The 25,765-nt window shown below is 41.7% G+C and carries 24 protein-coding genes and 1 other RNA gene; 10 read left to right on the top strand and 15 right to left on the bottom strand.

Going from position 1 to position 25,765, the window contains the following annotated elements; genetic code table 11:
• Nucleotides 1-130: 130 nt before the first annotated feature.
• The 7 genes from R2Q66_RS19515 to R2Q66_RS19485 form a co-directional block, all read right to left on the bottom strand.
• On the bottom strand, nucleotides 131-697 hold the full coding sequence (locus R2Q66_RS19515; protein ID WP_316752219.1) for a K(+)-transporting ATPase subunit C: 567 nt from the start codon (nucleotides 695-697) through the stop codon (nucleotides 131-133).
• Between the two features lie 41 nt (nucleotides 698-738).
• Nucleotides 739-2,772 carry a potassium-transporting ATPase subunit KdpB gene (gene kdpB / locus R2Q66_RS19510; RefSeq protein WP_316752218.1) on the bottom strand — a complete coding sequence of 678 codons (2,034 nt, stop codon included), beginning with the start codon at nucleotides 2,770-2,772 and terminating at the stop codon, nucleotides 739-741.
• An 80-nt stretch (nucleotides 2,773-2,852) separates the two neighbouring features.
• Nucleotides 2,853-4,571, bottom strand: a complete 1,719-nt coding sequence (gene kdpA / locus R2Q66_RS19505; RefSeq protein WP_316752216.1) for a potassium-transporting ATPase subunit KdpA — start codon at nucleotides 4,569-4,571, stop codon at nucleotides 2,853-2,855.
• Nucleotides 4,572-4,579: 8 nt separating this feature from the next.
• Nucleotides 4,580-4,657, bottom strand: a complete 78-nt coding sequence (locus R2Q66_RS19500) for a potassium-transporting ATPase subunit F (RefSeq protein ID WP_073235656.1) — start codon at nucleotides 4,655-4,657, stop codon at nucleotides 4,580-4,582.
• A gap of 267 nt (nucleotides 4,658-4,924) precedes the next feature.
• Nucleotides 4,925-6,256: a sigma-54 dependent transcriptional regulator gene (locus tag R2Q66_RS19495; RefSeq protein WP_316752214.1), complete on the bottom strand. Its 1,332-nt coding sequence runs from the start codon at nucleotides 6,254-6,256 to the stop codon at nucleotides 4,925-4,927.
• A 10-nt stretch (nucleotides 6,257-6,266) separates the two neighbouring features.
• Nucleotides 6,267-7,418, bottom strand: coding sequence for a M20 family metallo-hydrolase (locus R2Q66_RS19490; RefSeq protein WP_316752212.1), 1,152 nt, complete (start codon nucleotides 7,416-7,418; stop codon nucleotides 6,267-6,269).
• A gap of 25 nt (nucleotides 7,419-7,443) precedes the next feature.
• On the bottom strand, nucleotides 7,444-8,061 hold the full coding sequence (locus R2Q66_RS19485) for a GNAT family N-acetyltransferase (protein ID WP_316752210.1): 618 nt from the start codon (nucleotides 8,059-8,061) through the stop codon (nucleotides 7,444-7,446).
• A 192-nt stretch (nucleotides 8,062-8,253) separates the two neighbouring features.
• Here R2Q66_RS19485 and R2Q66_RS19480 point away from each other — a divergent pair, with 192 nt between their 5' ends.
• Together R2Q66_RS19480 and R2Q66_RS19475 are read left to right on the top strand one after the other, a co-directional pair.
• Nucleotides 8,254-8,910: an SCO family protein gene (locus R2Q66_RS19480; RefSeq protein ID WP_410479443.1), complete on the top strand. Its 657-nt coding sequence runs from the start codon at nucleotides 8,254-8,256 to the stop codon at nucleotides 8,908-8,910.
• A 2-nt stretch (nucleotides 8,911-8,912) separates the two neighbouring features.
• Nucleotides 8,913-9,335: a cytochrome c gene (locus R2Q66_RS19475; protein ID WP_316752207.1), complete on the top strand. Its 423-nt coding sequence runs from the start codon at nucleotides 8,913-8,915 to the stop codon at nucleotides 9,333-9,335.
• Between the two features lie 86 nt (nucleotides 9,336-9,421).
• Here the strand turns inward: R2Q66_RS19475 and R2Q66_RS19470 are convergent, their stop codons facing one another.
• Nucleotides 9,422-10,039, bottom strand: a complete 618-nt coding sequence (locus R2Q66_RS19470) for a dihydrofolate reductase family protein (protein WP_316752204.1) — start codon at nucleotides 10,037-10,039, stop codon at nucleotides 9,422-9,424.
• Nucleotides 10,040-10,299: 260 nt separating this feature from the next.
• Between R2Q66_RS19470 and R2Q66_RS19465 the strand changes: the two genes are divergently transcribed.
• From R2Q66_RS19465 to R2Q66_RS19455, 3 genes are all read left to right on the top strand, one after another.
• On the top strand, nucleotides 10,300-10,980 hold the full coding sequence (locus R2Q66_RS19465; protein WP_316752202.1) for a hypothetical protein: 681 nt from the start codon (nucleotides 10,300-10,302) through the stop codon (nucleotides 10,978-10,980).
• Nucleotides 10,981-11,012: 32 nt separating this feature from the next.
• Nucleotides 11,013-11,388: RNase P RNA component class A (gene rnpB / locus R2Q66_RS19460), an RNA gene on the top strand.
• Nucleotides 11,389-11,526: 138 nt separating this feature from the next.
• Nucleotides 11,527-12,933 carry a sigma-54 dependent transcriptional regulator gene (locus tag R2Q66_RS19455; RefSeq protein ID WP_316752199.1) on the top strand — a complete coding sequence of 469 codons (1,407 nt, stop codon included), beginning with the start codon at nucleotides 11,527-11,529 and terminating at the stop codon, nucleotides 12,931-12,933.
• A gap of 62 nt (nucleotides 12,934-12,995) precedes the next feature.
• Here R2Q66_RS19455 and R2Q66_RS19450 read toward each other — a convergent pair whose 3' ends face one another.
• The 6 genes from R2Q66_RS19450 to R2Q66_RS19425 form a co-directional block, all read right to left on the bottom strand.
• Nucleotides 12,996-14,789: a chloride channel protein gene (locus R2Q66_RS19450; protein WP_316752196.1), complete on the bottom strand. Its 1,794-nt coding sequence runs from the start codon at nucleotides 14,787-14,789 to the stop codon at nucleotides 12,996-12,998.
• Between the two features lie 10 nt (nucleotides 14,790-14,799).
• Nucleotides 14,800-15,522, bottom strand: coding sequence for an RluA family pseudouridine synthase (locus R2Q66_RS19445; protein ID WP_316752193.1), 723 nt, complete (start codon nucleotides 15,520-15,522; stop codon nucleotides 14,800-14,802).
• Nucleotides 15,523-15,551: 29 nt separating this feature from the next.
• Nucleotides 15,552-16,241: a response regulator transcription factor gene (locus tag R2Q66_RS19440; RefSeq protein WP_316752190.1), complete on the bottom strand. Its 690-nt coding sequence runs from the start codon at nucleotides 16,239-16,241 to the stop codon at nucleotides 15,552-15,554.
• A 105-nt stretch (nucleotides 16,242-16,346) separates the two neighbouring features.
• Entirely contained in the window at nucleotides 16,347-17,453 is a 1,107-nt protein-coding gene (locus R2Q66_RS19435; protein WP_316752187.1) for an AhpC/TSA family protein, read from the bottom strand.
• A gap of 10 nt (nucleotides 17,454-17,463) precedes the next feature.
• The gene (gene gatB / locus R2Q66_RS19430; RefSeq protein WP_316752184.1) at nucleotides 17,464-18,927 is read right to left on the bottom strand and encodes an Asp-tRNA(Asn)/Glu-tRNA(Gln) amidotransferase subunit GatB; all 1,464 of its coding nucleotides are present in this window, start codon (nucleotides 18,925-18,927) and stop codon (nucleotides 17,464-17,466) included.
• Between the two features lie 162 nt (nucleotides 18,928-19,089).
• The gene (locus R2Q66_RS19425; RefSeq protein WP_316752182.1) at nucleotides 19,090-19,410 is read right to left on the bottom strand and encodes a DUF6686 family protein; all 321 of its coding nucleotides are present in this window, start codon (nucleotides 19,408-19,410) and stop codon (nucleotides 19,090-19,092) included.
• Nucleotides 19,411-19,627: 217 nt separating this feature from the next.
• On the opposite strand from R2Q66_RS19425, the gene R2Q66_RS19420 reads away from it, so the two are divergent.
• From R2Q66_RS19420 to R2Q66_RS19400, 5 genes are all read left to right on the top strand, one after another.
• Entirely contained in the window at nucleotides 19,628-20,653 is a 1,026-nt protein-coding gene (locus R2Q66_RS19420) for a hemin-degrading factor (protein ID WP_316752179.1), read from the top strand.
• A gap of 2 nt (nucleotides 20,654-20,655) precedes the next feature.
• The gene (locus tag R2Q66_RS19415) at nucleotides 20,656-20,790 is read left to right on the top strand and encodes an alanyl-tRNA synthetase (protein WP_316752177.1); all 135 of its coding nucleotides are present in this window, start codon (nucleotides 20,656-20,658) and stop codon (nucleotides 20,788-20,790) included.
• 214 nt (nucleotides 20,791-21,004) lie between these two features.
• The gene (locus R2Q66_RS19410) at nucleotides 21,005-22,102 is read left to right on the top strand and encodes a Fic family protein (protein WP_316752175.1); all 1,098 of its coding nucleotides are present in this window, start codon (nucleotides 21,005-21,007) and stop codon (nucleotides 22,100-22,102) included.
• A 180-nt stretch (nucleotides 22,103-22,282) separates the two neighbouring features.
• A complete protein-coding gene (locus tag R2Q66_RS19405) occupies nucleotides 22,283-23,710 on the top strand; it encodes an MATE family efflux transporter (protein ID WP_316752173.1) in 1,428 nt (475 codons plus the stop codon).
• Between the two features lie 47 nt (nucleotides 23,711-23,757).
• On the top strand, nucleotides 23,758-24,543 hold the full coding sequence (locus R2Q66_RS19400; RefSeq protein ID WP_316752171.1) for a DUF3575 domain-containing protein: 786 nt from the start codon (nucleotides 23,758-23,760) through the stop codon (nucleotides 24,541-24,543).
• A 104-nt stretch (nucleotides 24,544-24,647) separates the two neighbouring features.
• On the opposite strand, the gene R2Q66_RS19395 is transcribed toward R2Q66_RS19400, so the two are convergent.
• Nucleotides 24,648-25,634, bottom strand: a complete 987-nt coding sequence (locus R2Q66_RS19395) for a D-alanine--D-alanine ligase (protein WP_316752169.1) — start codon at nucleotides 25,632-25,634, stop codon at nucleotides 24,648-24,650.
• Nucleotides 25,635-25,765 lie beyond the last annotated feature (131 nt).

Genomic DNA, 25,765 nt, shown 5'->3' with positions numbered 1-25,765 from the left:
TCTCTGTTGATTTTCTTTGATTTCACTTGTTCAGCTGGCTAAAATCTGAAGCATACTTTCCCTTTCGTGCTGCCAAACCTGATGGTTTGGCAAACGCGTTTAGTATAGGCAGCACAATCGGGAGGGATACTTATTTTTTTAGCTCATCGAGGGCAACGTTTAATTTCAGCACATTAACTTTTGATGGACCGAAGAGACCAAACAGTGGGCCTTCGGTATTTTTTACCACCAATTCCGCAACAGTTCTGTCGCTCAGTTTACGGTAAGCCGCTACTCTTTTGATCTGCATAATAGCCGCAGTTTCTGAGATATCAGGGTCTAATCCACTTCCCGAGGCCGTCACCATATCCGCAGGGATATCCGCCTTTTTCAAATAAGGGTGGTATTTTAACAGGGTATCAATTCTTTCTGATACTTGTTTTAAGTAATCTTCATTGGTTGCTCCTTTATTAGAACCTCCGGACCCAGCCGCATTGTAACCTACTGCTGATGGTCTGCCCCAGAAATATTCTGGTTTGGTAAAGGACTGACCGATGAGCGCATAACCCACTACTTTACCGTTTTTGGTAACTTTTTCCCCGCTTCCTTCACCAGGACTAAATTTCCCGATGTAAGCAATGGTTACCGGATAAATGATACAAAGCAGCACCATCAGTACTCCGGTTAATCTTAGTGATTGTATGATGTATTTTTTCATGACAATTATGTTTTGTTTTTTTGATCTTTTAGAAGCAGCTGTTAAGCCATTAAGGAAATCACCATATCAATTAATTTTATTCCGATAAATGGAGCGATTACCCCGCCTATTCCATAAATCAGCAAGTTTCGACGTAACAAGGCGCTGGCGCCAATCGGTTTGTAAGAAACTCCGCGTAAAGCCACCGGAATCAGCAAAGGAATCACCAGTGCATTGAAGATCACGGCTGATAAAATGGCCGTTTCCGGACTGTGCAGGTTCATGATGTTCAGACTGCGTAATGCAGGGATCGACACGATGAACAAAGCAGGTACGATGGCAAAGTATTTCGCCACATCATTGGCAATGGAGAAAGTAGTTAGTGTACCTCTGGTGATCAGCAATTGCTTTCCAATTTCAACGATCTCAATCAGTTTGGTCGGGTCATTGTCCAGATCTACCATGTTACCAGCCTCTTTTGCAGCCTGAGTACCACTGTTCATGGCCACACCCACATCTGCCTGTGCCAATGCCGGCGCATCATTGGTGCCGTCGCCCATCATGGCAACCAGTTTACCCAAGGCCTGTTCTTCTTTGATGTAGTTCATTTTATCTTCAGGCTTCGCCTCTGCGATAAAATCATCTACCCCTGCTTTTTGGGCAATAAACTTAGCAGTTAATGGATTATCACCGGTTACCATCACCGTTTTTACACCCATCTTACGGAGACGTTCGAAACGCTCGCTGATGCCTGGTTTAATGATATCCTGTAACTCGATTACCCCCAGTGCATGTTCGTTTTCTGACACTACGAGCGGCGTACCACCATTACTGGCGATTCTTTTCACCTGCTCTTCAATGTCCATCGGGAAAGGATTTCCCGCAGAAAGCACGATGTTTCTGATCGAGTCAAAAGCACCTTTTCTGATGCGTCTGCCATCCTGAGTATCTAAACCACTAGACCTGGTTTCTGCGGTAAATTTGATGAATTTTGAACCTTCAGGGGCGGTGGTCATCAATTTGGCATCCTGTGTGGCAGCCAGTTCAATGATAGATTTTCCTTCCGGTGTTTCATCCGCAAGGGAACTCAATACACAGGCATCAGTAAAGCTTTTAATGATGATCCCGGCAGTTGGGTAAAAGTGAGTTGCTTTACGGTTACCGATCGTAATTGTTCCTGTTTTATCTAATAATAATACATCAATATCACCCGCAGTTTCTACGGCTTTACCTGATTTAGTGATCACATTGGCTCTTAAAGCCCTGTCCATTCCGGCAATACCGATAGCAGACAACAGACCGCCAATCGTGGTTGGAATCAGACAGACAAAAAGTGCAATGAAGGAAGCAATGGTAATCGGTGTATTGGAGTAATCAGCAAATGGTTTTAAGGTGATACATACAATGATAAATACCAGGGTAAAACCGGCCAGCAAGATCGTTAAGGCGATTTCATTTGGGGTTTTCTGACGGGAAGCACCTTCCACCAGGGCGATCATTTTATCGAGAAAGCTTTCGCCCGGAGCGGTACTCACCTGTACCTTTATCTGATCCGACAAGACTTTTGTCCCCCCGGTTACCGATGATTTATCGCCACCGGATTCCCGGATTACCGGAGCAGATTCTCCTGTAATTGCCGATTCATCGATCGTGGCAATTCCTGAAATAATCTCACCATCTGTTGGGATCGTATCTCCGGTTTCACAGAAAAACACATCTCCTTTTTTCAATTGATTAGAAGAGCGGATTTCAATGGTACCATCGCTCAATACGACCTTTGCAGGTGTTTCTTCTCTGGTTTTACGTAAGCTGTCGGCCTGGGCTTTACCCCTTGCTTCGGCAATCGCCTCCGCGAAGTTGGCAAACAAAACGGTTAGCAGCAATACGATAAACACCACAAAGTTATATCCGAAAGAACCCTGACTGGAATTGCCGATGGAATAGATAGTCACGCATAGCATTACAAATGTTCCAATCTCTACGGTAAACATTACCGGATTGCGGATCATCAAACGCGGATCTAGTTTGATAAATGATTGCCTTAATGCAGTATTCACTAAAGCAGGTTCAAATAATATATTCGATTTATTTTTCATTGGATCTCTTATTGTTTTTCAATGGTGATGAAGCCATCACAAGCATTAAAATATTTTTAATTGGTTACCTGAGGCTACTCTTATTTAATCATGCTAAAATGTTCGGCCAGTGGGCCTAACGTTAATGCAGGGAAAAAGGCAAGTGCAGCAATGATTACGATCACCACAAAAGTCATCACCCCGAAGGTTAACGTATCTGTTTTTAACGTACCTGCCGATTCAGGAATGTATTTCTTCGAAGCCAGTAATCCAGCGATAGCCACCGGACCAATAATCGGAAGGAAACGTCCAAGCAGTAATACAAAACCCGTCATTACGTTCCAGAAGATGTTGTTATCTCCTAAACCTTCAAAGCCGGAACCATTGTTTGCAGCTGCCGAAGTAGTTTCATACAACATTTCGGAGAAGCCATGGAAACCGGGATTATTTAACCAGTTTGCCGGTTTCACTGCCCAATCTATATCGGCATAATTAGTGACCGTATAAGCCGCAAGCGCGGTACCAACCAGGATAATAAAAGGGTGTAAAAGCGCGATAATCGAAGCAATTTTAACTTCTCTGGCTTCTACTTTATGCCCCAGGAATTCGGGCGTTCTACCCACCATCAATCCGGAAATGAAAACTGCAATGATGATAAAGATGAAGTAGTTCAATATCCCGACCCCACAGCCTCCGTAGAAGCAGTTCATCATCATGGCAATCAATTGATACATTCCGGTTAAAGGCATGGCACTATCGTGCATGGAGTTGATCGAGCCGGTAGAAATAATGGTGGTCACCGTACTCCAGTAAGCGGTTGCAGTTGGTCCGAAGCGGACTTCCTTCCCTTCCATGGCTCCTGTGAGCTGATTAACCCCCATTTTTGCAATATTTGGACTACCGCCAGTTTCAGATATGACTGTTGGAACGAGCAATAACATCATTCCCAGGGTCATGATTCCGAAGATCACCCAGGCCATTTTCCTTCTGCGGATAAAGTATCCGAAAGCGAATACCATGGCAATCGGAATGATCACCTGTGAAATCACTTCTACCATATTGGTAAGGTAGTTTGGGTTTTCCAATGGATGCGCGCCATTGACCCCAAACCAGCCTCCACCATTTGTTCCTAAATGTTTAATGGCCACAAAACCTGCTGCCGGACCGCGGGAAACATTTACCGTATCTCCTTGAAGCGAGATAAACTGGTCTTTTCCTTCATAACTTGTTGTTGTCCCGTTGAAAGCAAGAATCGTGGCTACAACGATAGAAAGTGGCAACAATAAACGGGTAATCGAACGGGTAAAGAAAACCCAGAAGTTACCGAGATTGGTGGTTGTTTTATCTCTGAATGCTTTAAACAACACTACCGCAGCGGCAATCCCTGTTGCAGCACTCACAAATTGTAAGAACATAAATACAAAATGCTGTGTGAAATAGGTTGCACCACTTTCTCCTGAATAATGTTGCAGGTTACAGTTCACCACAAAACTAATGATACTGTTAAAGGCAAGATCCGGCGACTGCCCCAGGTTACCATCTGGATTTAAAGGCAATTTATCCTGATAGATCAGGGCAAAAAAGCCGTAAATCAACCAGACCATATTGATCATTAGCAGCGCTTTCAAGTGCTGCTTCCAGTTCATGGATTCTTCCGGATTAATTCCGGATAATTTGTAGATTCCTTTTTCAAGAGGCTTTAGAAAGTCAGTCCAGACTTTTTCCCCTGCAAACATTTTTGCCAGATAAATACCCAGGGGTATTCCGATTAGCAGCGTAATGGCATAGGTGGCAATAATACCTAGTAATTCAGTGTTCATAACTTTAGTTAAAATTTTTCGGGTTTAATCAGCACGTATACCATGTAGATAAATACGGCAATGGCGATAAGAAATAATGCGATCATAATTTTAGATTTTTTCGAACCAGTCGATGGATTTGTAGAATACCCAGACCATCAGGAGCAGGGCAATTAATAGTGTGATTGTTAACATATGTTGGCTTGTTTTGATACCCCTATGCCAATCCATATACCAAAATCACGGCGACAACTGCAAATCACTGATTCCCAGTCAAAAACTCCTGTTTTTAGGAAAACAGAAAAATCAGCAACAAAAAAACCCTTCCATTATGGAAGGGTTTTTTATCATTATGAATAAGTTGCTTTTCAGACTTAGCTGATTTTATACTCCTCCATTTTACGGTATAGGGTGGTTAAACCGATCCCTAGCAATCTGGAGGCCTCTGTTTTATTCCCTCTGGTGTGTTTCAATACTTTATTGATGTGCTGTTTTTCCATGACCTGCATTTTCATAGAATCCTCTTCCTGAACTTCGGCATGAAACTCATAAGGCAGCAGGTTAGCCGTAGCTACATTCCCGTCTGCGAGAATCACGACCCTTTCCATCACGTTTTTTAGTTCGCGGATATTCCCCTTCCAGACATGCTTCATCAGCAGTTCAGCAAAACTATCGTCCATCGTAAAATCCGGCTTATTCACTTTTGCTGAAAATTCCTTCAGGTAATATTTAGCGATCATCATGATATCTGTTTTCCGCTGCGCAAGATTTGGCAACTCAATAGAAAACACGGAAAGGCGGTAATACAGATCTAATCTAAACCTCCCTGCATCGGCTTCTTCTTTGAGGCTCCTGTTGGTGGCGGCTATGATCCTGACATTCACTTTACTGGTCTGGGTATCCCCCAATTTGATGAAGGTTTGATTTTCCAATACTCTCAAAAGCTTTGCCTGTAAATCCAGGTTCATCTCTCCGATTTCATCTAAAAACAAAGTCCCTTCATGGGCTTCTTCCATCAAACCTCTTTTGTCTTTGTTGGCACCGGTAAAAGCACCTTGTTTATAACCAAAAAGCTCACTTTCTAACAGTTCCGGATTAAATCCGCTACAGTTCAGTGCAACAAATGGTTTATTTTTCCTCGGACTCTCATAATGAATGGCCTGGGCGAAAACTTCCTTTCCGGTTCCTGTTTCTCCGAGTAAAAGTACGGTGGTATCTGTTCCTGCTACTTTCTGCGCCAGATCCAGGGCCTCTTTCATGGCTTTCGACTGTCCGAGTATATTGCTAAAGCTATATTTTTTGCTGATTTTATTCTCCAGATCGTATACCCTTCGCTGGAGCTTCACTTTATCCATGGCTTTATAGACCAATGGAATAATCTTATCATTATCATCGCCTTTAGTGATGTAATCAAAAGCACCGTTCCTCATCGCCATTACACCATCAGAGATGGTTCCATGGGCGGTCAGGTTGATGACTTCTACATAAGGCTTAATCTTTTTGATCTCTTTGACCAGTTCCACCCCGTTAAAATCGGGGAGTTTCACATCGCTGATCACGACATTTACATCCTGCATGGCGAGGGTTTTCAATCCTTCCTTTCCGGTGTTTGCCTGAAACACTTTAAATCCTTCCAGCTCTATAATCCTTGCCAAAAGGCTACAGATCTTTTTCTCGTCGTCTATGATTAGGACGGTGTCTTGCATATCGTTAATTTCAACAATTATAATAATTATCTGACACAAGTAAGTTTTTCTTACGGTCATGGTTGCTAAATAATTTCTCCAGCATCCAGATGTAAGTTACAATTCCAGCTCTGATTTCCTCTACGTAGATGTATTCATCGGCCGTATGGGATCTGGCGGAGTCCCCCGGCCCCATTTTTAAGGAAGGAACATCCAGCCAGCCCTGATCGGAACTTGTTGGAGAGCAATACGTTGTTTTACCAATTTCCCGACCTGCCCGCACTAAAGGGTGATTGCCATCAATAAAAGAAGGTTTCATGAGGTTAGGCCTCACTTTAATCTGACAGCTGGTATGGTTTTCAATGGTGGTTAATATTTCTTTTGGCGTATAGCTATGCGTAAAACGGATATCTACGGTAAAATCACATTCTCCGGGTACAATATTGTGCTGTAAACCGGCATGAACCTCGGTTACCGTCATCTTCACCGGACTTAACAAATCGCCTTCGATGGGAAAGATAAAATCTGAAAACCACTGGATATCTATAAGCGCCTTATAAATGGCATTATCGCCTTCTTCTCTTGCGGCATGTCCGGGTTTTCCAAAACTGGTACAATCCAACACCATCGAGCCTTTCTCCGCAACCGCCATTTCCATTTGTGTAGGTTCTCCTACAATGGCAAATTCGATGTTATGAAGCTCAGAGAGGATGCTTTTCAATCCATACTCACCGGAAGTCTCTTCTTCTGCGGTTGCCGCCAGACAAATGTTATAAGGCAGGTTTTCAAATTCGTGAAAATGCAGGAAAGTAGCCATCAGCGACACCAGACATCCTCCGGCATCGTTGCTACCCAGGCCATAAAGTTTCCCTACCTGGATAAAGGGCAGAAAAGGATTGAAATTCCAGGCTTTCGTTGGCCTTACCGTATCGTGGTGGGAGTTTAATAATAAGGTTGGTTTTGCGGGATCAAAGTTCTTGTTGTAGCACCAGATGTTATTGCGCTTGCGAAAAGTGAAAACACCATGCTGGTGCAGGAAAGCTTCAATCAGATCGGCAGTATCGTTTTCTTCGCCAGAAAAAGAAGGTGTAGCAATGAGTTTCTTTAACAGTTGAAGCGGGTCTTCGCTTAAGGTGTACAAGTCTGGCCTTTGGCCGGTTGTGTTTTCTGTATGGGTATTCATAGCTGTTTTTTATAGGGTGATCTATTTAGGAAGAGTGTTTTGTACTGGAAAAATAACGCTGATAAGATGCTGCGGAAAGTTGCAATTGCTGTTCTTGCTTTACCTTTTCCGGATCAAACAACATAGCTGTACAGAGGCAATTGCATTTTTTCTTACCTTCTAATACGTCGTAATTGACACAGCTTTTGCAGCCTTCCCAAAAATTAGGGTCATGGGTAATCTCCGCAAAAGTGACGGGTTCGAAGCCTAGCTGGGTATTCATCTTCATGATGGCCATCCCGGAAGTGATACTGAATACTTTTGCCTGAGGGTATCTTCTTCTGGAGATTTTGAAAATTCTTTCTTTAATGGCTCTGGCTACGCCTGATTTTCTGAATTTGGGCGCCACAATCAGTCCGGAGTTGGAAATGAACTGGTCATTTTCCCAGGTTTCAAAATAAGCAAAGCCAACCCATTCTCCATTGCTGGTAACGGCAATCACCGCTTTTTCATCTCTCATCTTCTGCGCCAGCGATTCTGGCGTTCTTTTTGAAATACCCGATCCACGGGCAATAGCAGAGGATTCGGTTTCCTGAATTATTTCATCTACGTATTTTATATCATTTATGGTAGCAATACGCACAAAGATCATTGGATTTTCCATTAGTATTCTAATTTTACCAGAGCCCTGTTCAAAGGCGGTGCCTAAGCCGGAAAAATCAACGAAAGCTGGGTTTTAGCGTTGATTAAGACGGGATTATTAATTTCATGACGTTGTTGTGGCAATAGTAGACCTTACCATAATGAAAGGGTTAATTTCATTTTAGTTACCTTTACCGAAATTCAATGTTAAAATATGATGAAGCTAAACTTTTCCCTTCCCTCCACGTTTCTATTTGCGCTCGCTCTCTTCGTTTCCTCTTGCTCGGACAATAAAAAACTACCGATTTTAGGCCCCAGAGAGGCGATAACGGTTACAAACTCGGATGGCTCATTGGGTGTAGACACGCTTTACAAAAGCATTCCTGCTTTTAGTTTCTTAAATCAGGATAGCGTTTTGATCAATAATGATACATTCAAAGACAAAATTTATATCGCAGATTTCTTCTTTACTTCTTGTACTACGATTTGTCCGACGATGCACAGAAATATGAAAACTATTTTTGAGGAGTATAAAGAAAATCCTGAAGTGATGTTCCTTTCCCATACCATCGATTTTAAATACGATACCCCATCAGTATTAAAAAAATACGCACAAAAGTTGGGTGTTGATGGCCCGAAATGGCAATTTGTATACGGATCAAAAGATAGCGTATATAAAATCGCAGAAAAAGACTATCTGGTAGCGGTAATGGAAGACAGCACCAACAGAGATGGTTATATTCACCAGGGATGGTTGATGTTGATCGACAAAAATAAACGTTTGCGTGGTGCTTATGATGGTACAGACGACAAACAGGTCGCACAGCTGAAAAAAGATGTGGCCATTTTACTTGCTGAAGATAAAAAATAACCATGCGCAGACTACTGATCTCGATTCCCGTACTCTTCACGTTCATGATGATGATTTACTCCTGCCAAAGTGCAGACCAGGTAAAACAGGACATGTATTATACCAACGGAAGAGATTACTATATTAAATATTGCCAGAATTGTCATGGTGCTAAAGGCGAAGGTTTAGGAGCCCTTGCTCCTCCCCTTACGGATACCGTATTTCTAAAAGAAAACAGGAATAAGCTGGCTTGTTACATTAAAAATGGAATGAGCGAAGCCATTACGATTCATGGAAAGAAATATGAAGAGAAAATGCCTGATTTCCAGACACTGGCCAATATCGACATTGCCAGGATCGTAGTTTACATCACCAACTCTTTTGGTAATAAACAAGGGATGTATACCGCAGAACAAACTGCCGAAGATCTTAAAAAATGTAAATAGAAAATCAATCTGGCGTTCTGTCCGGGTTTATATTATAAAAGGCTGAATTCTCTGATTTTCATTTAGAGGGTTCAGCCTTTTTGTGCTTATTTCCTCGTCAATTTGTATCTCAGGTGTGTGGTTAAGTCTGATGGTATTACTTCTACAATTTGAATATCATACAGGTCTTGAATATTCTCAAACAGTCGGATACCCCTTCCTAAAAAAACAGGGGCAATATGAATGAAAAACTCATCCACAAGCCCTGCATTAAGAAATTGTTGAATAGTATTTGCACCACCCTGTATTTTTATATCCTTTCCTTTGGCGGATTGTTTTGCCTTTTCTAAGGCACTTTGTATCCCGTCATTAATGAAATAAAAAGTTGTTGCCCCCTTTTGAACCCAGGGTTCCCGTTTTTCATGTGTCAGCACATAGACATCTGCTTTGTACAAATCTTCTTTCCAATGGACTTCACCTTCTTCGAACATTCGCTTTCCCATAATGTAAGCACCTGTTCTTTCAAACACGTCATCAATCAATTTACTGTCTGCACCATACTCTTCACCACCTTCCATATTGATGTGTTTCCAAAATGCTTTTTGTTTAAACAGCCAGCTGTGAATTTTTGGTGAAACGCCACCCATTGGGTTTTCTGGACTCCTGTTTTCACCAGCGAAAAAGCCATCAAGTGATATTCCGCTATCAAAAATAATATTGCTCATAAATTTTATATGGTCTGCGTGATGATCAAAGATATAATACTGCGTTCATCGCAACAGGGGTTATTCGCGACAAAAAAAAGGGCATTTAAGCCACAGCATGCCGAAGGCATACCGTACATGCGATCCTGCGTTCTACTTTAAACACCTACCTTACAGTCGATTCCATAAAACCTGAGTAATTACGGGGAATCATTTTCAATTTCAGGCCCCTGGTTATTAAAATAATACATACTATTGCTTTACACATCAATGAAATCATTATGAAAAAAGCAATTTTACTAGGGCTAGCTATGGGGATAGCGAATCTTAGTCAGGCCCAATTTGGGCTTCCAAAAGAAACCTACCTTAGTCCAGAACTGAACACCAGCCTAAAAACGCATAAAACCATTGCGATTTTACCGGTAGAGGTCAGATTTGTGTATAAGACACAACAAATGAACTTCAACACTGAAGCTGAACATACTGCCGAAATCAATTCTGGTATCATCTTACAATCTAATTTGTACAGCTATTTGCTGCCAAAATCCAACAAGATGTCGGTAAAGATTCAGGACATCGAGACGACTAACATTTTATTAAAAAGAGCAGAAGAGAGTCAGAAGACAACGGGCTTTACTAAAGCTGAAATGGCTAAAATACTGGGTGTTGACGCGGTAGTCTCAACGCTTTACGAAACAGAAAGACCGCTTCCTGAGGTTGTTATATACAGAGGAAGATCAAACTCGACAACTACAACTACCTCTAGCCCTGTAACCGGAACCACCAGCAAAACAACAGAAGATCCGGTTTACTACTCCGCAGGTTTAACCTTAAGTCTTAGTGAGGGTCCTGATGGCACCCTATTGTGGCGTTATTATAAGAAAACATATGGTGCAAATACCTATGCACTGAGCGATGAGCTGATTCCAAAAGCGCTAAAAGAGTTCCCTTATACCAAATAAGCGCGGTTTTTTTATATCTTTGTCGCACAAAAAATGCAAGCTGTTCTATCGCTGCGATTTATCGGAGAGGAAAGTCCGGGCAACACAGAGCATCCCGCTTCCTAACGGGAAGAGGCTTAGGATTGAATACCTGAGTTATGGAAAGTGCCGCAGAAAACATACCGCCGATGGCTTTTTAAGCACAGGTAAGGTTGAAAACGTGAGGTAAGAGCTCACGAGTATTCCGGGCAACCGGATTGCTGGTAAACCCCGGGAGTTGAAAGACCAAATAGGCTAACGCATGTAGGGCTGCTCGTCCGATGTTAGCGGGTAGGTCGTTAGAGATAAATGGCAACATTTATACTGGATTAATGGTAGAAACTCTGAGCAATCAGTTTACAGAACCCGGCTTATAGGCTTGCATTTTTTTGTATATTCCCTACCTTACAAAAAAGTTTTATCCAACCGGATAAATTACAGAAGCCCTGTATCAACAGTGTTAAAAGTAATTTTATTCAAATGAAAATAATATATTCGTATTCCTATTAAAATTGATGAGCAATACCTATGGCAAGATTATTAATAATTGATGATGAACGCGCAATAAGGAGCACACTTCGTGAGATCCTGGAGTATGAAAATTACGAAGTAGATGATATTGATAATGGTGTTGATGGTTTAGATCTGATTAAAAAAAAGAAATTTGATCTGGTTTTATGCGACATTAAGATGAATAAAATGGACGGAATGGAAGTGCTGGAATTGGCACAAGCCCATAGTCCTGATCTTCCTTTTATCATGATCTCTGGTCATGGAACAGTAGAAACAGCCATTGAAGCCAGCAAAAAAGGAGCCTTCGACTTTATCTCTAAACCACCAGATTTAAACCGTTTATTAATCACGGTAAGAAATGCGCTGGACAGAGGTACTTTAGTCACCGAAACTAAAGTATTAAAGAGAAGAGCCAGCAAGACAAGAGATATCCTGGGTAGTTCTGATAGTATTGGAAAAATCAAAGAAACTATTGAGCGCGTTGCCCCTACTGATGCCAGAGTTTTAATTACTGGTGCCAATGGTAGTGGTAAAGAACTTGTAGCGCGTTGGTTACATGAAAAATCCAACCGTGCAGACAACCCTTTAATCGAGGTGAACTGTGCAGCTATCCCTTCTGAACTGATCGAAAGTGAGTTATTTGGACATGAGAAAGGATCTTTTACTTCCGCTGTAAAACAGCGTATCGGTAAATTTGAACTGGCCAATGGCGGAACTTTATTTCTGGATGAGATTGGTGATATGAGCCTTTCTGCTCAGGCGAAAGTATTGCGTGCTTTACAAGAGCACAAAATCAGCCGTGTGGGTGGCGAAAAAGAACTGGAAGTGAACGTAAGAGTACTTGCCGCAACCAATAAAGACCTGTTAAAAGAAATCGAAGATGGTAATTTCCGTATGGATTTATACCACCGCTTAAACGTGATCAATATCCACGTTCCTCATTTAACTGAACGTATTGAAGACATTCCGGAGATCGCACAGCACTTCCTGGAAGAAATCTGTAAAGAGTATGGAATGCCGCTTAAAAAGATCGGTGATGCGGCTATGGCAGCCTTACAGGCTTTACCATGGACCGGAAACGTGCGTGAGTTACACAATATGATCGAACGTTTAATCATCCTGAGTGATAAAGCCATTACTGAACAAGACGTAGCCGCTTTTGCAAACCCTGGTGGGGGCACAAATATCGGTGCCGCACATGCTACACCTGCTGGTCAGCAAGCTGCCCGTACGGTAAGTCAGAACTATGACAGCTTTAGTAACTTCCAGGATTATAAAGATCATGCAGAGAAGGAATTTATCAAGTTCAAACTAGAGAAAAACAACTGGAACGTGTCGAAGACAGCCGACGACATCGATATTCAGCGTAGTCACCTTTACAGTAAGATTGAGAAATTCGGACTAAAGAGAACGGCAGAATAAGCTTTTAAAGCAGTCCATATGAACTGAAAATGCCAGCTCCCTGAAGGAAGCTGGCATTTTTTTTATTCCATGTAATCAGCCTGTCGGGCTAATAATTTCCGGTATTTATTAAAGATGGTGGTTTTAGAAACGAAGCCCATGTACCGACCTTCTTCTGTCAGCACGGGCAAGGCCCAGACATTCTCTTTTTCCATCTTCTGCATCACAATTCTCATTGGATCATTGATTTGTACCGTATCTGGCGCTTCTACAATTAAATCATTGGCCGTTACTTCCAGATGATCGATATGGTTAATCCCTTTTTTCAGCAATTCTTCCAAATAGATGATCCCTTTAAAGCTCTGGTCTTCCTCGGCAACCACTGGGAAAACACTTCTTTTGGATTGAAGAATCTCTGCTAAACGATCCACAATCAGATCATCCTGATTTAAAACCAGGTAATCTTTTTCTATCAGATACCTCAGTTTCATCATGTTCAATACCGTGGAGTCTTTGTCTTCATAAGAAAGCAACTCTCCTTTTTCCGCAAGCGGCTTGGTATAGATTGAGTATTTGTTTTTACTGCGGTTGATCAGGTAAGAAACTGCGGAAACAATCATCAGGGGCACCATTAACTCATAACCACCGGTAATTTCGGCGATCAGGAAGATTCCGGTTAGCGGCGCATGCATGATGGCACTTAAAGCACCAGCCATTCCGGCCACAATAAAATTGCCCACATTAAGCTGGGCAATACCCAGGGTGTTGACCGTAAAAGCGAGCATAAAGCCCATCAGTCCGCCCATAATTAAGCTGGGTGCAAAGATTCCTCCGTTTCCACCGGCACTTAAGGTGATCAGCGTGGCCGCAGATTTAGCAAAAAGTGTTGCCAATGTAAAGATTAATACCAACCAGGGCAGGTGGCTAAAATCAGAAAAGATACTGTTGCTTAATATGACATCATGGTTTCCAGCCAACAGGTTTTTAATGGTAATGTATCCCTCACCATATAAGGTAGGGAATAGAAACACCATTATCCCTAACATTAATCCACCTATAACCACCTTTTTATAGGGGTTTTGAATCTTATAGAAGGAGCTTTTTATGAAAGCACTTACTTTTGTGAAATAGATGGAGAATAAACCGATGAATACGGCCAGGATCACATAGTAGATCAGGGCTTCCATTTTCCAGCCTTCGGTTACCAGGAAGAATAGTTGTTCATTATAAAATAACCTGGCCACTACGGCTGCCGTGGCCGAAGCCAGCAACAAGGGGATAAAGGCGGGAATACTGAACTCAGGGAGCAGAATTTCTACAGCGAACACAATCCCTGCAATCGGGGCGTTAAAGGCTGCTGCGATCCCCGCAGCGGCTCCACAAGCCAAAAGCATGGTCGTCTCCTTGTAGGACAAGTCCAGGAAACGGCCAACTACAGATCCGATGCCCGCACCACTGGTTACAATAGGCGCTTCCAGACCCGTAGAACCACCAAAGCCTACCGTTAAGGCGGCAGTGATGATTTGGGAATAAATATTATGCGGTTCTACCTTACTTGATTTTCTGGAGATGGTGTACAGCAAAGGGGTTAATCCGGTTTCAAATTTCCCTCTTCTGATGAATCGCCGGACATACATCACCGACAACAAGATCCCAATAAAGGGAAAAAAGAAGAAGAGGTAATATTTGTATTGCCATTGAAACCCTGTTTGCAGGAAATCCTCGATATGGTGCGTCATGGCTTTCAGCAGGGAAGCTGCAAGTCCGGCAAGGACCCCAACAATCAATGCTGCAATAACCAGAAAGTTCCTGTTCGAGATTTTAGTCTTCCGGTATTGGTTAATTCTGTCTACATAATTTACCATCCGTACATACATATCTTAGCGTTTAAGCGTCAAATTTATCAAGTAGTTTAATCAGTGTTGCAAAATCCTTAGGATATGGTGCGTCGATTACGATATCATTACCGTCTAGTCCTTTAAATACCAAATGTCTGGCATGTAAAGCAAAACGTTTCATGATCGGAAGTTCTTCATCATCTTTTGCAATGCGGTATCCTTTTTTAATGGCCGATAAGAATACTGGTTTTCCACGGTACATATCGTCACCGGCAATTGCAGCGCGTTGTGTAGCCAAATGGATTCTGATCTGGTGCATACGGCCGGTAATCGGCTTACATTCTACCAGGGTATAATGACGGTAATTTTTTATGGAATTAAAAATGGTTTCTGCACGTTTACCCTCTTTTCTGTCGATGGTAACGCTCTTATTCCCGTCGTTAAGGATGGGAAGGTCGATAAACAGCTCGTTAAAAGTAAACTGTCCGTCTACCACCGCGTGGTATACTTTGTTCACTCTACGCTTTTCAAATTGAATCGCAACGTTGCGATAGGCATCAGGAGTTTTCGCGATGATAATCGCGCCTGAAGTTTCTTTGTCTAAACGATGACATACCTGTGCGTCAGCAGAATACTGCCTTGCCAAACGTAATATATTGACCTCGCCAGATCCGCCACGCTCATCAAGAGAGGCTACAAATGGAGGTTTATTTACGACGATATAATCATCGTTTTCGAATAGGATAAGATCTTTAAAAGAAGGATATTTCAATACAGTGGATTTAATACTGTACAAAAATACTAAGAAAGTTCGAATTTATAGCCTACACCCTTTACAGTTGCTACATAAGTCTCACCTAATTTCTCGCGAAGTTTGCGGATATGCACATCAATTGTACGGTTGGTAACCACTACGGAGTCTTCCCAGATGTTCTTAAGGATAGACTCTCTGGTGTATACTTTTCCCGGTTTAGAGGCTAGTAAGTACAATAATTCGAATTCTTTTTTGGCTAAGACTACTTTATTTCCACCCTGGAATACCAGATAAGCTTCTCTGTCAATGACCAGATCTCCGATTTCTACTTTATTGTCAGAAACTTCGTCGGCACTTGAATTTCTTCTTAATATGGCATTAATTCTACTCACTAAGGCACGTGGCTTAATCGGTTTGGCGATATAATCATCCGCGCCTACATTAAATCCGGCAATCTCTGAGTACTCTTCACTTCTGGCGGTAAGGAATACCATGAAGGTGTTTTTAAATTCCGGAATAGCGCGCATTAATCTGCAAGCCTCTATCCCATCCATTTTAGGCATCATGATGTCAAGGATGATCAAATCAGGATGAACCTTCTTTGCTACCGTAATTCCTTCCTGGCCATTACTAGCCAAAAAAACCTGATATCCTTCTTTTTTCAAGTTATACTCGATCAATTCAAGGATATCAGGTTCATCATCAACAATCAGTATCTTTTGTTTTACGGTGCTCATAGCTTTAAATATTTGTTACGAAATTAAGTAATCAATTACAATATACCGTTAAAGCCAAGTTAACAAATTGTTAAGTATTCCCAGTGTGTTAACACGGACTTAGGATTATTTTAAAGTTTTATTCAAGAAAGCATCCAATGCTTCGCCACGAAGGTTTTTAGCGATGATCTTTCCGTTAGGGTCTAATAAAAAGGAACTTGGGATCGCTTCGATCTCATACATTCTCACTACAGGGCCGTCAAAATCTTTCAATTCGCCAGCATGAGTCCATGTTAAATGATCTGCTGCAATGGCGTTTTTCCATGCTGCTGCATCTTTATCTAAGGAAATTCCAAGGATGGTAAAGTTCTTATCTTTGAAAGTATTGTAAGCTTTTACCAGGTTTGGATTCTCCTGGCGACAAGGCATACACCAGGAAGCCCAGAAATCAATCAGTACATATTTACCTTTGAAATCTGATAATTTAACTGGTTTACCATCTATACCGGCAATGGTAAAGTCTGGTGCCTGTGACCCTACTGACAATGATTTAAGCTTAGACATTTTCGTTAAAAACTCCGTTACCGAAGGATTGTCATTGAAACTGCTTTTGATTTTATCAGAGTAGGCTACCATTTCCTGCTCAAATTCAGCAGGGTTTAACAAGTTGATGGCATAGAAACCAGCTAATGAATTGCTGTTTTCCTGTGCAAACTTCAAGACTGCTTTATTCAATCCGTTGATTTCTTCGGTGTACTTAGGTCTGATCTGCTCCATAATCTCTTCCCTTTTGGCAGGCTGTGCAGTTACGGCTTCTTCAAATTCAGCCTGAATCTTACCTAGTTTAGCCATGTACTGGTTTTTAACCGCATTCAGTTCCTGTAATTTATCGGCTTCTTTTGCACCGGATATGGTATAATCTAAGTTTTTATCTGATAAATCGGCAGCGATTTTAATGTCGTCGCCATTCTGAGCGATGATCATGTATTGGCTATGTCCGGCAGAAATTCTAAAGAAATCGACACCTGGTGTGCTGTGCGAGAATTTAAACTCCCCTTTTTCAGAAAGCACCGTAGAATCTAAAGGAAGTGCGTTCTCTTTTTGTAACCCGTATAGGTATACTTTACTTTTAGGTGTTGCGTTTTTAAATTCTCCGCTGATGGTAAATTTACTTTTATCTTTACATGCAGTAAATGCAAAACAGATCAATAACAGATATCCGAGTTTTTTCATTTGTATTCTTTTACTTTAATTTGTCTTGTAATAATTCGTTTATTTTCTGTGCGTCGGCTTTTCCTTTGGCCAGCTTCATCACTTCCCCAACAAATAGTCCTAAGACACCTTTTTTACCTTTTTTATAGGCTTGTACCTGGGCATCAAACTTCGCCAGTACTTCGTCTACGAAGCCGGATAATTCATCGCTGTTCTCTACAATCAATAGATTTAGGGAAGCAGCCATGACCATCACTTCGGTTTCAGGGTTTTTAATCAGCTCCGGAAGCAGTTGCTGTAAGGCAATTTGCTGGGTAATCTTTTTATGGTCTACCAGGTTGATCAGTTCGGCCAGTTGTGCGGGTGCCAGTTTAAATTCAGCAATGCTGATCCCCTGCTCACTTAATAAGGCCCTGATGGAACCGGTTAACCAGTTGACCAGACTTTTCTTCTGATCTACGATTGGTAAAGCGCTATTAAAATAGGCCAGTAAATCGCGGTCTTCAGAAAGCATAGCAGCCTCAGAAGCATTAACGCCAAAGTCGGCAACTAATTGCTTAGAGATTTCTGCCGGTAATGCGGGCATATCAAACTTGATTTGCGCCAGCCATTCGGCAGAGATATGTATTGGAGGAAGGTCAGGATCAGGGAAATAGCGGTAATCATTGGCCTCTTCTTTGGTTCTCATCGGGGCGGTTGTACCTTGATCTGCATCGAAAGTTAAGGTACTCTGGATGATTCTACCCCCGGCAGAAATTACTTCCTCCTGACGGTTGAACTCAAAATCCATCGCTCTGCGTACATTACGGATAGAGTTCAGGTTTTTCACTTCGCAGCGTGTTCCGAATTCCGTGGTTCCGAATTTACGGATAGAAATGTTGGCATCGCAACGCAAACTACCTTCTTCCATATTACCATCACTCACGTCCAGGTGACGTACCAGTTTCCTGATTTCTAAAAGTAAGGCAGAAGCTTCTTCCGCAGAACGGATATCAGGCTCGGTCACGATTTCTATCAGGGGAACGCCTGCGCGGTTAAGGTCTACAAAAGAGTAACGGTCGTCCTGATCGTGGATGCTTTTTCCGGCATCCTCTTCCAGGTGGATTCTGTTGATTCCTATTCTTTTTTCCTCGCCATTTGGCAAAGTCACATTCAGGAAACCATTCTGACAGATCGGTTTATTGTCTTGCGTGATCTGGTATCCTTTCGGAAGATCTGCATAGAAATAATTCTTACGGTCAAAGTAATTGATTTCGTTGATGGTACAATTCAGGGCCAGACCCATTCTAACGGCTTTTGCGACTACCTCTTTATTTAGTTTTGGTAACGCACCGGGTAAGGCTAGTGAGACTGCTGAGATGTGTTCATTGGGTTTAGCCCCGAAAGAAGCACTATCTGAGGAGAAGATTTTTGATTTCGTATTTAGCTGTACGTGGATTTCTAAACCAGAAACCAATTCAAATTCTGATGGAGAAACTACTGTATTCGTACTCATTTATAGGGAATGGTTAAAACTTGATTTTCGATGTATTAGATAGACAAATATAACGGAATTGAGCGTTAACCAAAACTATGATTGTTTTGTTACCAAAAATTCTTTGTTTCAGCAGGCTAAGGGAAGCTTCCGGTTCTCTGTTGCCGGCCTGGATTGCATTTGCTATTTTGCCATGAGCTGGTAGACTTCATTCATGTAAATAGACTCGTCAATGGCGAGCTTGAAGCACTCGAACTCCTCCTGGCAGAAGGCAAAACAGATGTCGTCGTTTGGGGTATGCAGGATAATCCGTTCCACTTCATCCGGAAATGGCAGACTGTTCTTTTGAAAAGGCAGACTGAACACCACGCCTCTAAAGGCTTCAAAACCCTCCATGCTGAAATTCAGCAACAAATTATTATGCCAGAGGTAATACATCTTGCATCCCATACAACTGCTGATCACGGTATCTCCTTTGGTACTTAATACTCTCGTTTTACACATGCTATTATATCATTTAAATTGTCATCTATTCTTCTTTTAATGCCTTTTTACCATTGGACAGGCAGATTTTCAGGGGTAATAAGTGCTCCTTTCCAACGTTAAAAAGAACCTGGTTTGCTGAGTATTGTTTTTAATCATTCTAAATAGTGAGCAAATATGCTTACATTTACCAATATCTTAGCAAGACCGAAGGAATTATTTTAACCCAACACCTGATATGATTACCGCAACCAACACCCTTAAAGAAAAATACGAAGCCTATAAAATTGCCAATCCAAAGAAACGCATCAGAGAAGCGGCACAAGAACTGGAAGTTAGTGAAGCCGCCTTATTGATGACCGGATTAGGTAGTACCGTTACTTTTTTAGAGTCCGACTTTGAAAAAATACTGGAATCTGTAACCTCATTGGGTTATGTAATGGCCTTAACCCGCAATGAATATTGTGTGAACGAGAGAAAAGGCGTTTATGAAAACATTTCCTTTACGCCTCATGCCGGATTGGTTTTAGGCGCAGATATCGACTTGCGTTTATTCTTACGTGTATGGAAATATGGTTTTGCCGTGTCTGAAAATGACCGTCAGAGTTTACAGTTTTTTGATGTGCATGGCAATGCGATCCATAAAATTTACCTGACAGACCGCAGCAATGTGGAAGCTTATGAAGCTTTAGTGGCTAAATTCCGCAAAGCTGAGCAGGAGGCTGTAGTGCTTGAACCTGCTCCGGAAGCTGCTCCTGTAGCAGAACTACCGGATTCAGAAATCGATGTCGCTGGTTTTCAGGAAGCATGGAACAAGATGGGCGATAGTCATGAATTTTTCATGTTGCTGAGAAAGTTTAAAGTAACCAGAACTCAGGCCTTACGTCTGGCACCAGCAGGAAGAGCAAAAGAAACAACGGTTGAAGGTTTTAGAAAAGCGATGACAGCCTGTTCAGAAAAACAAGTTCCAGTAATGGTTTTCACCTCAAATTCAGGTTGTATCCAGATTCACAGCGGAAATATTACAAAACTGGTAGACATGGGTCCCTGGTTCAATGTTTTAGATCCAGAATTTAATTTGCACCTTCGTGAGGATGAAGTTCGTAGCGTATGGCAGGTGGTAAAACCATCTACCGATGGCGATGTAAACTCCATCGAATTGTTTGACAAAAACGGAGAAATGATTGTTCAATTTTTTGGTAAACGCAAGCCTGGAATTCCTGAATTAGAAAGCTGGCGCGAAGTCCTGAAAGCATCACTTTAATTATGACAAATACACCCACATCAGAAAAAAAGGCCGCCATTTTAAAATGGGTAAAGAAGTTTGGAATCTGGGGATTTTTATTCTTCCTGATCAAAGGCCTGTTATGGTTGGCATTTGGTTACTGGGTCATCAAATAGATTTATATTTATATTAGAAAAACCTGGTTATGCTGTTGCTTAACCAGGTTTTTCTATTTACCAGATCACTGGTTTCTCTCCTATACTATATTCATTCGAATTTCTTCCCTGCGGTCGGTTTGCGGGGAACCTCGTGCTTATTCGCCGCAAATATGCGGTGAATCTTGTGAAATGTGGGGAATAATGCCTACATTACTGCATAAATGCGGAGAATATGTACCTACATCAACTAAAAAACTGGCCGGACTTTACCTGGGATACCGATGCTATTCTGAAAAGATTAGGAGAAGTGCGGTACAGACAAGGGCGGATATTGGGTTTAATGAGTGCGGCCGGATTTAAGATCCAGGAATATGCGGTATTAGAAACCCTGACCCTTGATGTGACCAAATCCAGCGAGATAGAGGGCGAAAATCTCAATAGAGAACAAGTAAGATCTTCTATAGCGCGGAGGCTTGGCATTGAAATAGAAGGTGCTGTGGCCGCAGAACGGGACGTTGAAGGTGTAGTTGAAATGATGCTGGATGCAACACAAGGTTATACCAATGTGTTGACAGCGGATCGTTTGTTCGGCTGGCATTCCGCATTGTTTCCGACCGGAAGAAGTGGGATGCATAAAATAACCGTAGGCGCCTGGCGTACCGGGGAGGCTGGTCCGATGCAAGTCGTTTCCGGGCCTATCGGCCGGGAGAAAATACATTATGAAGCACCTGAATCGGCTTGTTTATCCGAAGAAATGAAGGTCTTTATAGATTGGTTCAATGCACCATCAACCACTGATCCTGTGCTGAAAGCGGCCATTACACATTTATGGTTTGTAACGATCCATCCATTTGATGATGGTAACGGCCGTATGACAAGAGCTTTAACGGATATGCAATTGTCTCGTGCTGATGGCACTTCACAGCGGTTTTACAGTATGTCGGCACAGATATTAAGGGACAAATCTGCGTATTACGATATATTAGAACATACACAAAAAGGTGGATTGGACATCACCACCTGGTTGAGCTGGTTTTTAGACTGCCTGTTACAGGCGATGAACCATAGCGATGAAACGCTGGCAGCGGTTTCCAGTCGCAATCAGTTTTGGGAAAAACATCGTGAAACATCCTTAAACAGTCGCCAACAATATATGATAAGCACACTATTAGATGATTTCTTTGGTAAATTATCAAGCAGCAAATGGGCCAAAATGACTAAATGTTCTTCAGACACTGCTTTAAGAGATATCAAGGATTTAATAGCAAAAGGGATATTATCAAAAGATAATAGCGGGAGCAAAAACACAACCTATACCTTAATAAAATAATGGTGTTTTTTTAAGGATTTTTGGCTGAAAAAACTATCTTTGAATCTAACTAAACCGCAATACGATGATAGTTAATCTTCCCGCTTAAGGTTCTAACACCTGGGATTCCCCCTTTATTTCTATTAATTAATCGGCATTTCGAGGCTGATTTCTGGTTTATTCCCTAATTTTTATGTTTATATGTCTGCAGCACAAACCGCTTCAAAGAGCAAGCTATCCCGAATTATATCACTTTTAAAACAGGCCTTAAAAGGCGAAGACCTTGACTTTACACAAGGAAGCATCCGCAAAGGGGTGCTGTTACTGGCCATTCCAATGATGTTGGAAATGGCGATGGAATCCGTATTTGCACTGGTAGATTTATATTTTGTGGGTCACCTGCCGAATAGTAGTCATGCGATACAAACTGTAGGCTTAACAGAGTCCGTATTGACTATTATTTACTCTCTGGCCATCGGAATGAGTATGGCTGCCACCGCAGTAGTTTCCAGAAGAATCGGCGAGAAAAACCCTGAGGCCGCAGCAAAAGCAGGTGTTCAGGCAATCATCATTGCGGTTGCGTTTAACCTGATCATTAGCATATTGGGTGTAATTTATGCCTCCGACATCTTGTTATTGATGGGCGCTTCCGAAGAAACCGCTGCCCATGGGACTACTTTTACGCAGATTATGATGGGTGGTAGTGTCATTATTGTCCTCCTTTTCCTGATTAACGGAATTTTCAGAGGTGCCGGAAACGCGGCTATCGCGATGAAAAGTCTATGGATTGCCAACATTGCGAACATCATTTTATGTCCGGTTCTGATTAATGGTTTTGGCCCTATTCCTGCTTTTGGCTTAACCGGTGCGGCAATTGCCACCACTATTGGAAGAAGTATGGGCGTTGCGTATCAGGTTTGGCACCTGGTGAATGGTAAAGGGCTATTAAAAGTGCAGCTCTCCTATTTCAAGCCTCATTTCGAGCAGATGAAAGCTTTGTTAAAGATTGCTACGCCCGGTATATTTCAGTTCATTATCGCTTCCTGTAGCTGGATTTTCCTGGCACAACTGGTGGCGAAAACCGGTGGAGATCACGGTTCTGCGGGTTATCAGACGGCATTAAGGTTGATGATGTTTTTTATGCTTCCGGCCTGGGGAATGAGTAATGCGGCAGCGACATTAGTGGGTCAGAATCTGGGGGCTAAACACTTGCAACGTGCTATAGATTCGGTGATGAAGACCGCAAAATATATTGTCGTTTATATGGTTTTAGTGATGGCTTTTACCTTTATTGGCGGCTACTACTTCATTTCCTTTTTCACCAATGATCAGTTAGTACAGGAAGTGGCGCTTCATGCTTTACAAATTATGAGTCTCGGTTATATCTTTTACGGGATCGGTATGGTCTTAGTAAGCACCTTTAACGGTGCAGGGGACACCTGGACACCTACCTGGGTCAACTTTTTTGGTTTCTGGTTATTTCAAATTCCACTGGCTTACTTACTGGCAAAACACCTTGAAATGGGCCCTACAGGTGTGTTTATCGCGATTCCTGTTGCGGAAATTGGTATCGCCATTGCGGGATATATCTTATTTAAAAAAGGAAGATGGAAAACTATTAAGGTTTAACACTTTAAAATACATAATTTAGGCCGCTCAAAACTAATTGTATTTATATGAAAAAAATCTTTACTAAAACAATGTTAATGTACGGTATATCAGCACTAACCTTTTCAGCAACCAATAGCTTTGCCCAACAGGTAAATGCAAATCAGGAAGTTGACAATGGTGATGCTAAAAACCTGGTTAAATGGAATGTAGCTGCTGTGGCTTTAAAAACCTATTCCTTCCAGTATGAACGTGCGGTTGGCAAAAAGATTTCCGTAGCGATGGGATTCAGATTGATGCCAAAATCTCATGTTCCTTTCAGCTCGACCTTTAAAAGTCTGATTGATGATGACCAAACCTGGGAAAGCATTAAAGATTTTAAAACGGGTAACTTTGCGATCACGCCTGAATTCAGGTATTATTTTGGTCAAAGTGTGTTCCGTGGATTCTATGTAGCACCATTTGTAAGATACGCAAAATATGATGTTAGCCTTCCATATAATTATGAGGCGACTTTCGGTACAACTACCGTAAAAGACAAAATAGACATGAAAGGTAGCCTGAATACCATTACAGGTGGTGTTCTTTTTGGTGCACAATGGAAACTAAGCAAAGCGGTTTACCTTGACTGGTGGATTTTAGGTCCTAATTACGGATCTAACTCAGGTAGCATTTCAGGAAAAAAGAAACTTAGTACTGAAGAGCAAAAGGAACTAAGAGATGCCTTAACTGATCTGGAAGATCTTCCATTGGTTAAAGTAAAATCTACAGTAGATGGCGATGGTGCTAAAATTGATTTCAGTGGCCCATGGGCAGGAATGAGATCAGGAATTAGCGTTGGATACAGATTCTAATGATTAGAAAAAAGCTTATACAAAAAAAGGGCCTGATGATTAATTAATCATCAGGCCCTTTTTTTGTATTTAATATTCTTTAGCCAATCAGCTGATCACCATTTTTAACCAATGGTTTCTTTAACCAGTTTAGTGTAAAAGTCATTCAGTTTCATGCCCATTGCCGCAACTTGCTGCGGAATAAAGCTGGTAGCTGTTTGTCCGGGGATGGTATTGACCTCAATGAAGTAAAAATCACCTTCATCTTCCGTCAGGATAAAATCTATGCGGACTACCCCACTACAATTTAATTTCGCATATACATCTTTGGCAATCTGCTCAACTCTGTCTTTAGTTTCTGGTCTGATGCGTGCAGGAGTGGTCTCTACAGCTACGCCAGGCGTGTATTTCGCTTCAAAGTCAAAAAACTCTTTTGCTGTTTCCACTTCTGTAGCAGGAAGCACGACTACTTTGCCATCCAGTTTCACTACACCTACGGTAAATTCCCTTCCGGAAATAAACTCTTCAATCAACAACTGCGTATCTTCTTTAAAAGCTTTCTCTACTGCTTTTTCTAAATCAGCACCATGTTTTACCTTGCTCATTCCGATACTGCTACCCCCATTATTAGGCTTCACGAAGTAAGGAATTTTAAGGTCTCTTTTGATCTGCTCCAGGCTGTACGCAACATTTTTGAAGATCTGTGCAGACTTGGCTACATGCAGATTTTCGATGCCCTGAACAATAGCTTTAGTATATCCTTTATTCATCGTAATGGCAGAAGTTAGCGCATCACAAGTGGTATAAGGTAGGTTTAGCATATCAAAATAGCCTTGTAATTTACCATCTTCGCCCGGAGAACCATGAATAGCAATAAAAACGCCGTCGAAAGTAACTTTTCTACCTTTAATATTCAGGGAGAAGTCATTTCTGTCTACTTCAATTTTCACAGAGTCTGCTGGTTCATAAAACCAACCTTGTTGGGTTAGCATTATTTTATAAACATCAAACTTGTCGGTATCCAGATTTTGGGCGATAGTGGCTGCACTTTTAACGGAGATGACCCACTCACCTGTGGTCCCACCGGTTAGTAATGCTAATGTTTTCTTCATTTTTAAGCGTGTTAAAACCTATTCAAAGTAATAAGTCAATTGTAAGCACAAATATAAATTAGTTGACCCAGATGTCATTTTAATTCCAATAAAATATTTTTTTAGCCTAAATTTGGGCGATACACCTTAAT

This window comes from Pedobacter gandavensis (assembly GCF_032677645.1).
Lineage (GTDB): Bacteria > Bacteroidota > Bacteroidia > Sphingobacteriales > Sphingobacteriaceae > Pedobacter > Pedobacter gandavensis_A.
The sequence above is the reverse complement of the archived record's forward strand: the minus strand, read 5'-3'. Positions and strand labels throughout refer to the sequence as shown.

Coding starts and splice junctions, on each gene's coding strand:
- R2Q66_RS19410 (WP_316752175.1), top strand. CDS start 21,005: ATGTACCTACATCAACTAAAAAACTGGCCGGACTTTACCTGGGATACC.
- R2Q66_RS19450 (WP_316752196.1), bottom strand. CDS start 14,789: ATGTATGTACGGATGGTAAATTATGTAGACAGAATTAACCAATACCGG.
- R2Q66_RS19405 (WP_316752173.1), top strand. CDS start 22,283: ATGTCTGCAGCACAAACCGCTTCAAAGAGCAAGCTATCCCGAATTATA.
- R2Q66_RS19490 (WP_316752212.1), bottom strand. CDS start 7,418: ATGAATACCCATACAGAAAACACAACCGGCCAAAGGCCAGACTTGTAC.
- R2Q66_RS19500 (WP_073235656.1), bottom strand. CDS start 4,657: ATGATCGCATTATTTCTTATCGCCATTGCCGTATTTATCTACATGGTA.
- R2Q66_RS19415 (WP_316752177.1), top strand. CDS start 20,656: ATGACAAATACACCCACATCAGAAAAAAAGGCCGCCATTTTAAAATGG.
- R2Q66_RS19435 (WP_316752187.1), bottom strand. CDS start 17,453: ATGAAAAAACTCGGATATCTGTTATTGATCTGTTTTGCATTTACTGCA.
- R2Q66_RS19495 (WP_316752214.1), bottom strand. CDS start 6,256: ATGCAAGACACCGTCCTAATCATAGACGACGAGAAAAAGATCTGTAGC.
- gatB (WP_316752184.1), bottom strand. CDS start 18,927: ATGAGTACGAATACAGTAGTTTCTCCATCAGAATTTGAATTGGTTTCT.
- kdpB (WP_316752218.1), bottom strand. CDS start 2,772: ATGAAAAATAAATCGAATATATTATTTGAACCTGCTTTAGTGAATACT.
- R2Q66_RS19485 (WP_316752210.1), bottom strand. CDS start 8,061: ATGGAAAATCCAATGATCTTTGTGCGTATTGCTACCATAAATGATATA.
- R2Q66_RS19465 (WP_316752202.1), top strand. CDS start 10,300: ATGAAAAAAGCAATTTTACTAGGGCTAGCTATGGGGATAGCGAATCTT.
- R2Q66_RS19515 (WP_316752219.1), bottom strand. CDS start 697: ATGAAAAAATACATCATACAATCACTAAGATTAACCGGAGTACTGATG.
- R2Q66_RS19400 (WP_316752171.1), top strand. CDS start 23,758: ATGAAAAAAATCTTTACTAAAACAATGTTAATGTACGGTATATCAGCA.
- R2Q66_RS19420 (WP_316752179.1), top strand. CDS start 19,628: ATGATTACCGCAACCAACACCCTTAAAGAAAAATACGAAGCCTATAAA.
- R2Q66_RS19455 (WP_316752199.1), top strand. CDS start 11,527: ATGGCAAGATTATTAATAATTGATGATGAACGCGCAATAAGGAGCACA.
- kdpA (WP_316752216.1), bottom strand. CDS start 4,571: ATGAACACTGAATTACTAGGTATTATTGCCACCTATGCCATTACGCTG.
- R2Q66_RS19425 (WP_316752182.1), bottom strand. CDS start 19,410: ATGTGTAAAACGAGAGTATTAAGTACCAAAGGAGATACCGTGATCAGC.
- R2Q66_RS19475 (WP_316752207.1), top strand. CDS start 8,913: ATGCGCAGACTACTGATCTCGATTCCCGTACTCTTCACGTTCATGATG.
- R2Q66_RS19395 (WP_316752169.1), bottom strand. CDS start 25,634: ATGAAGAAAACATTAGCATTACTAACCGGTGGGACCACAGGTGAGTGG.
- R2Q66_RS19480 (WP_410479443.1), top strand. CDS start 8,254: ATGATGAAGCTAAACTTTTCCCTTCCCTCCACGTTTCTATTTGCGCTC.
- R2Q66_RS19470 (WP_316752204.1), bottom strand. CDS start 10,039: ATGAGCAATATTATTTTTGATAGCGGAATATCACTTGATGGCTTTTTC.
- R2Q66_RS19440 (WP_316752190.1), bottom strand. CDS start 16,241: ATGAGCACCGTAAAACAAAAGATACTGATTGTTGATGATGAACCTGAT.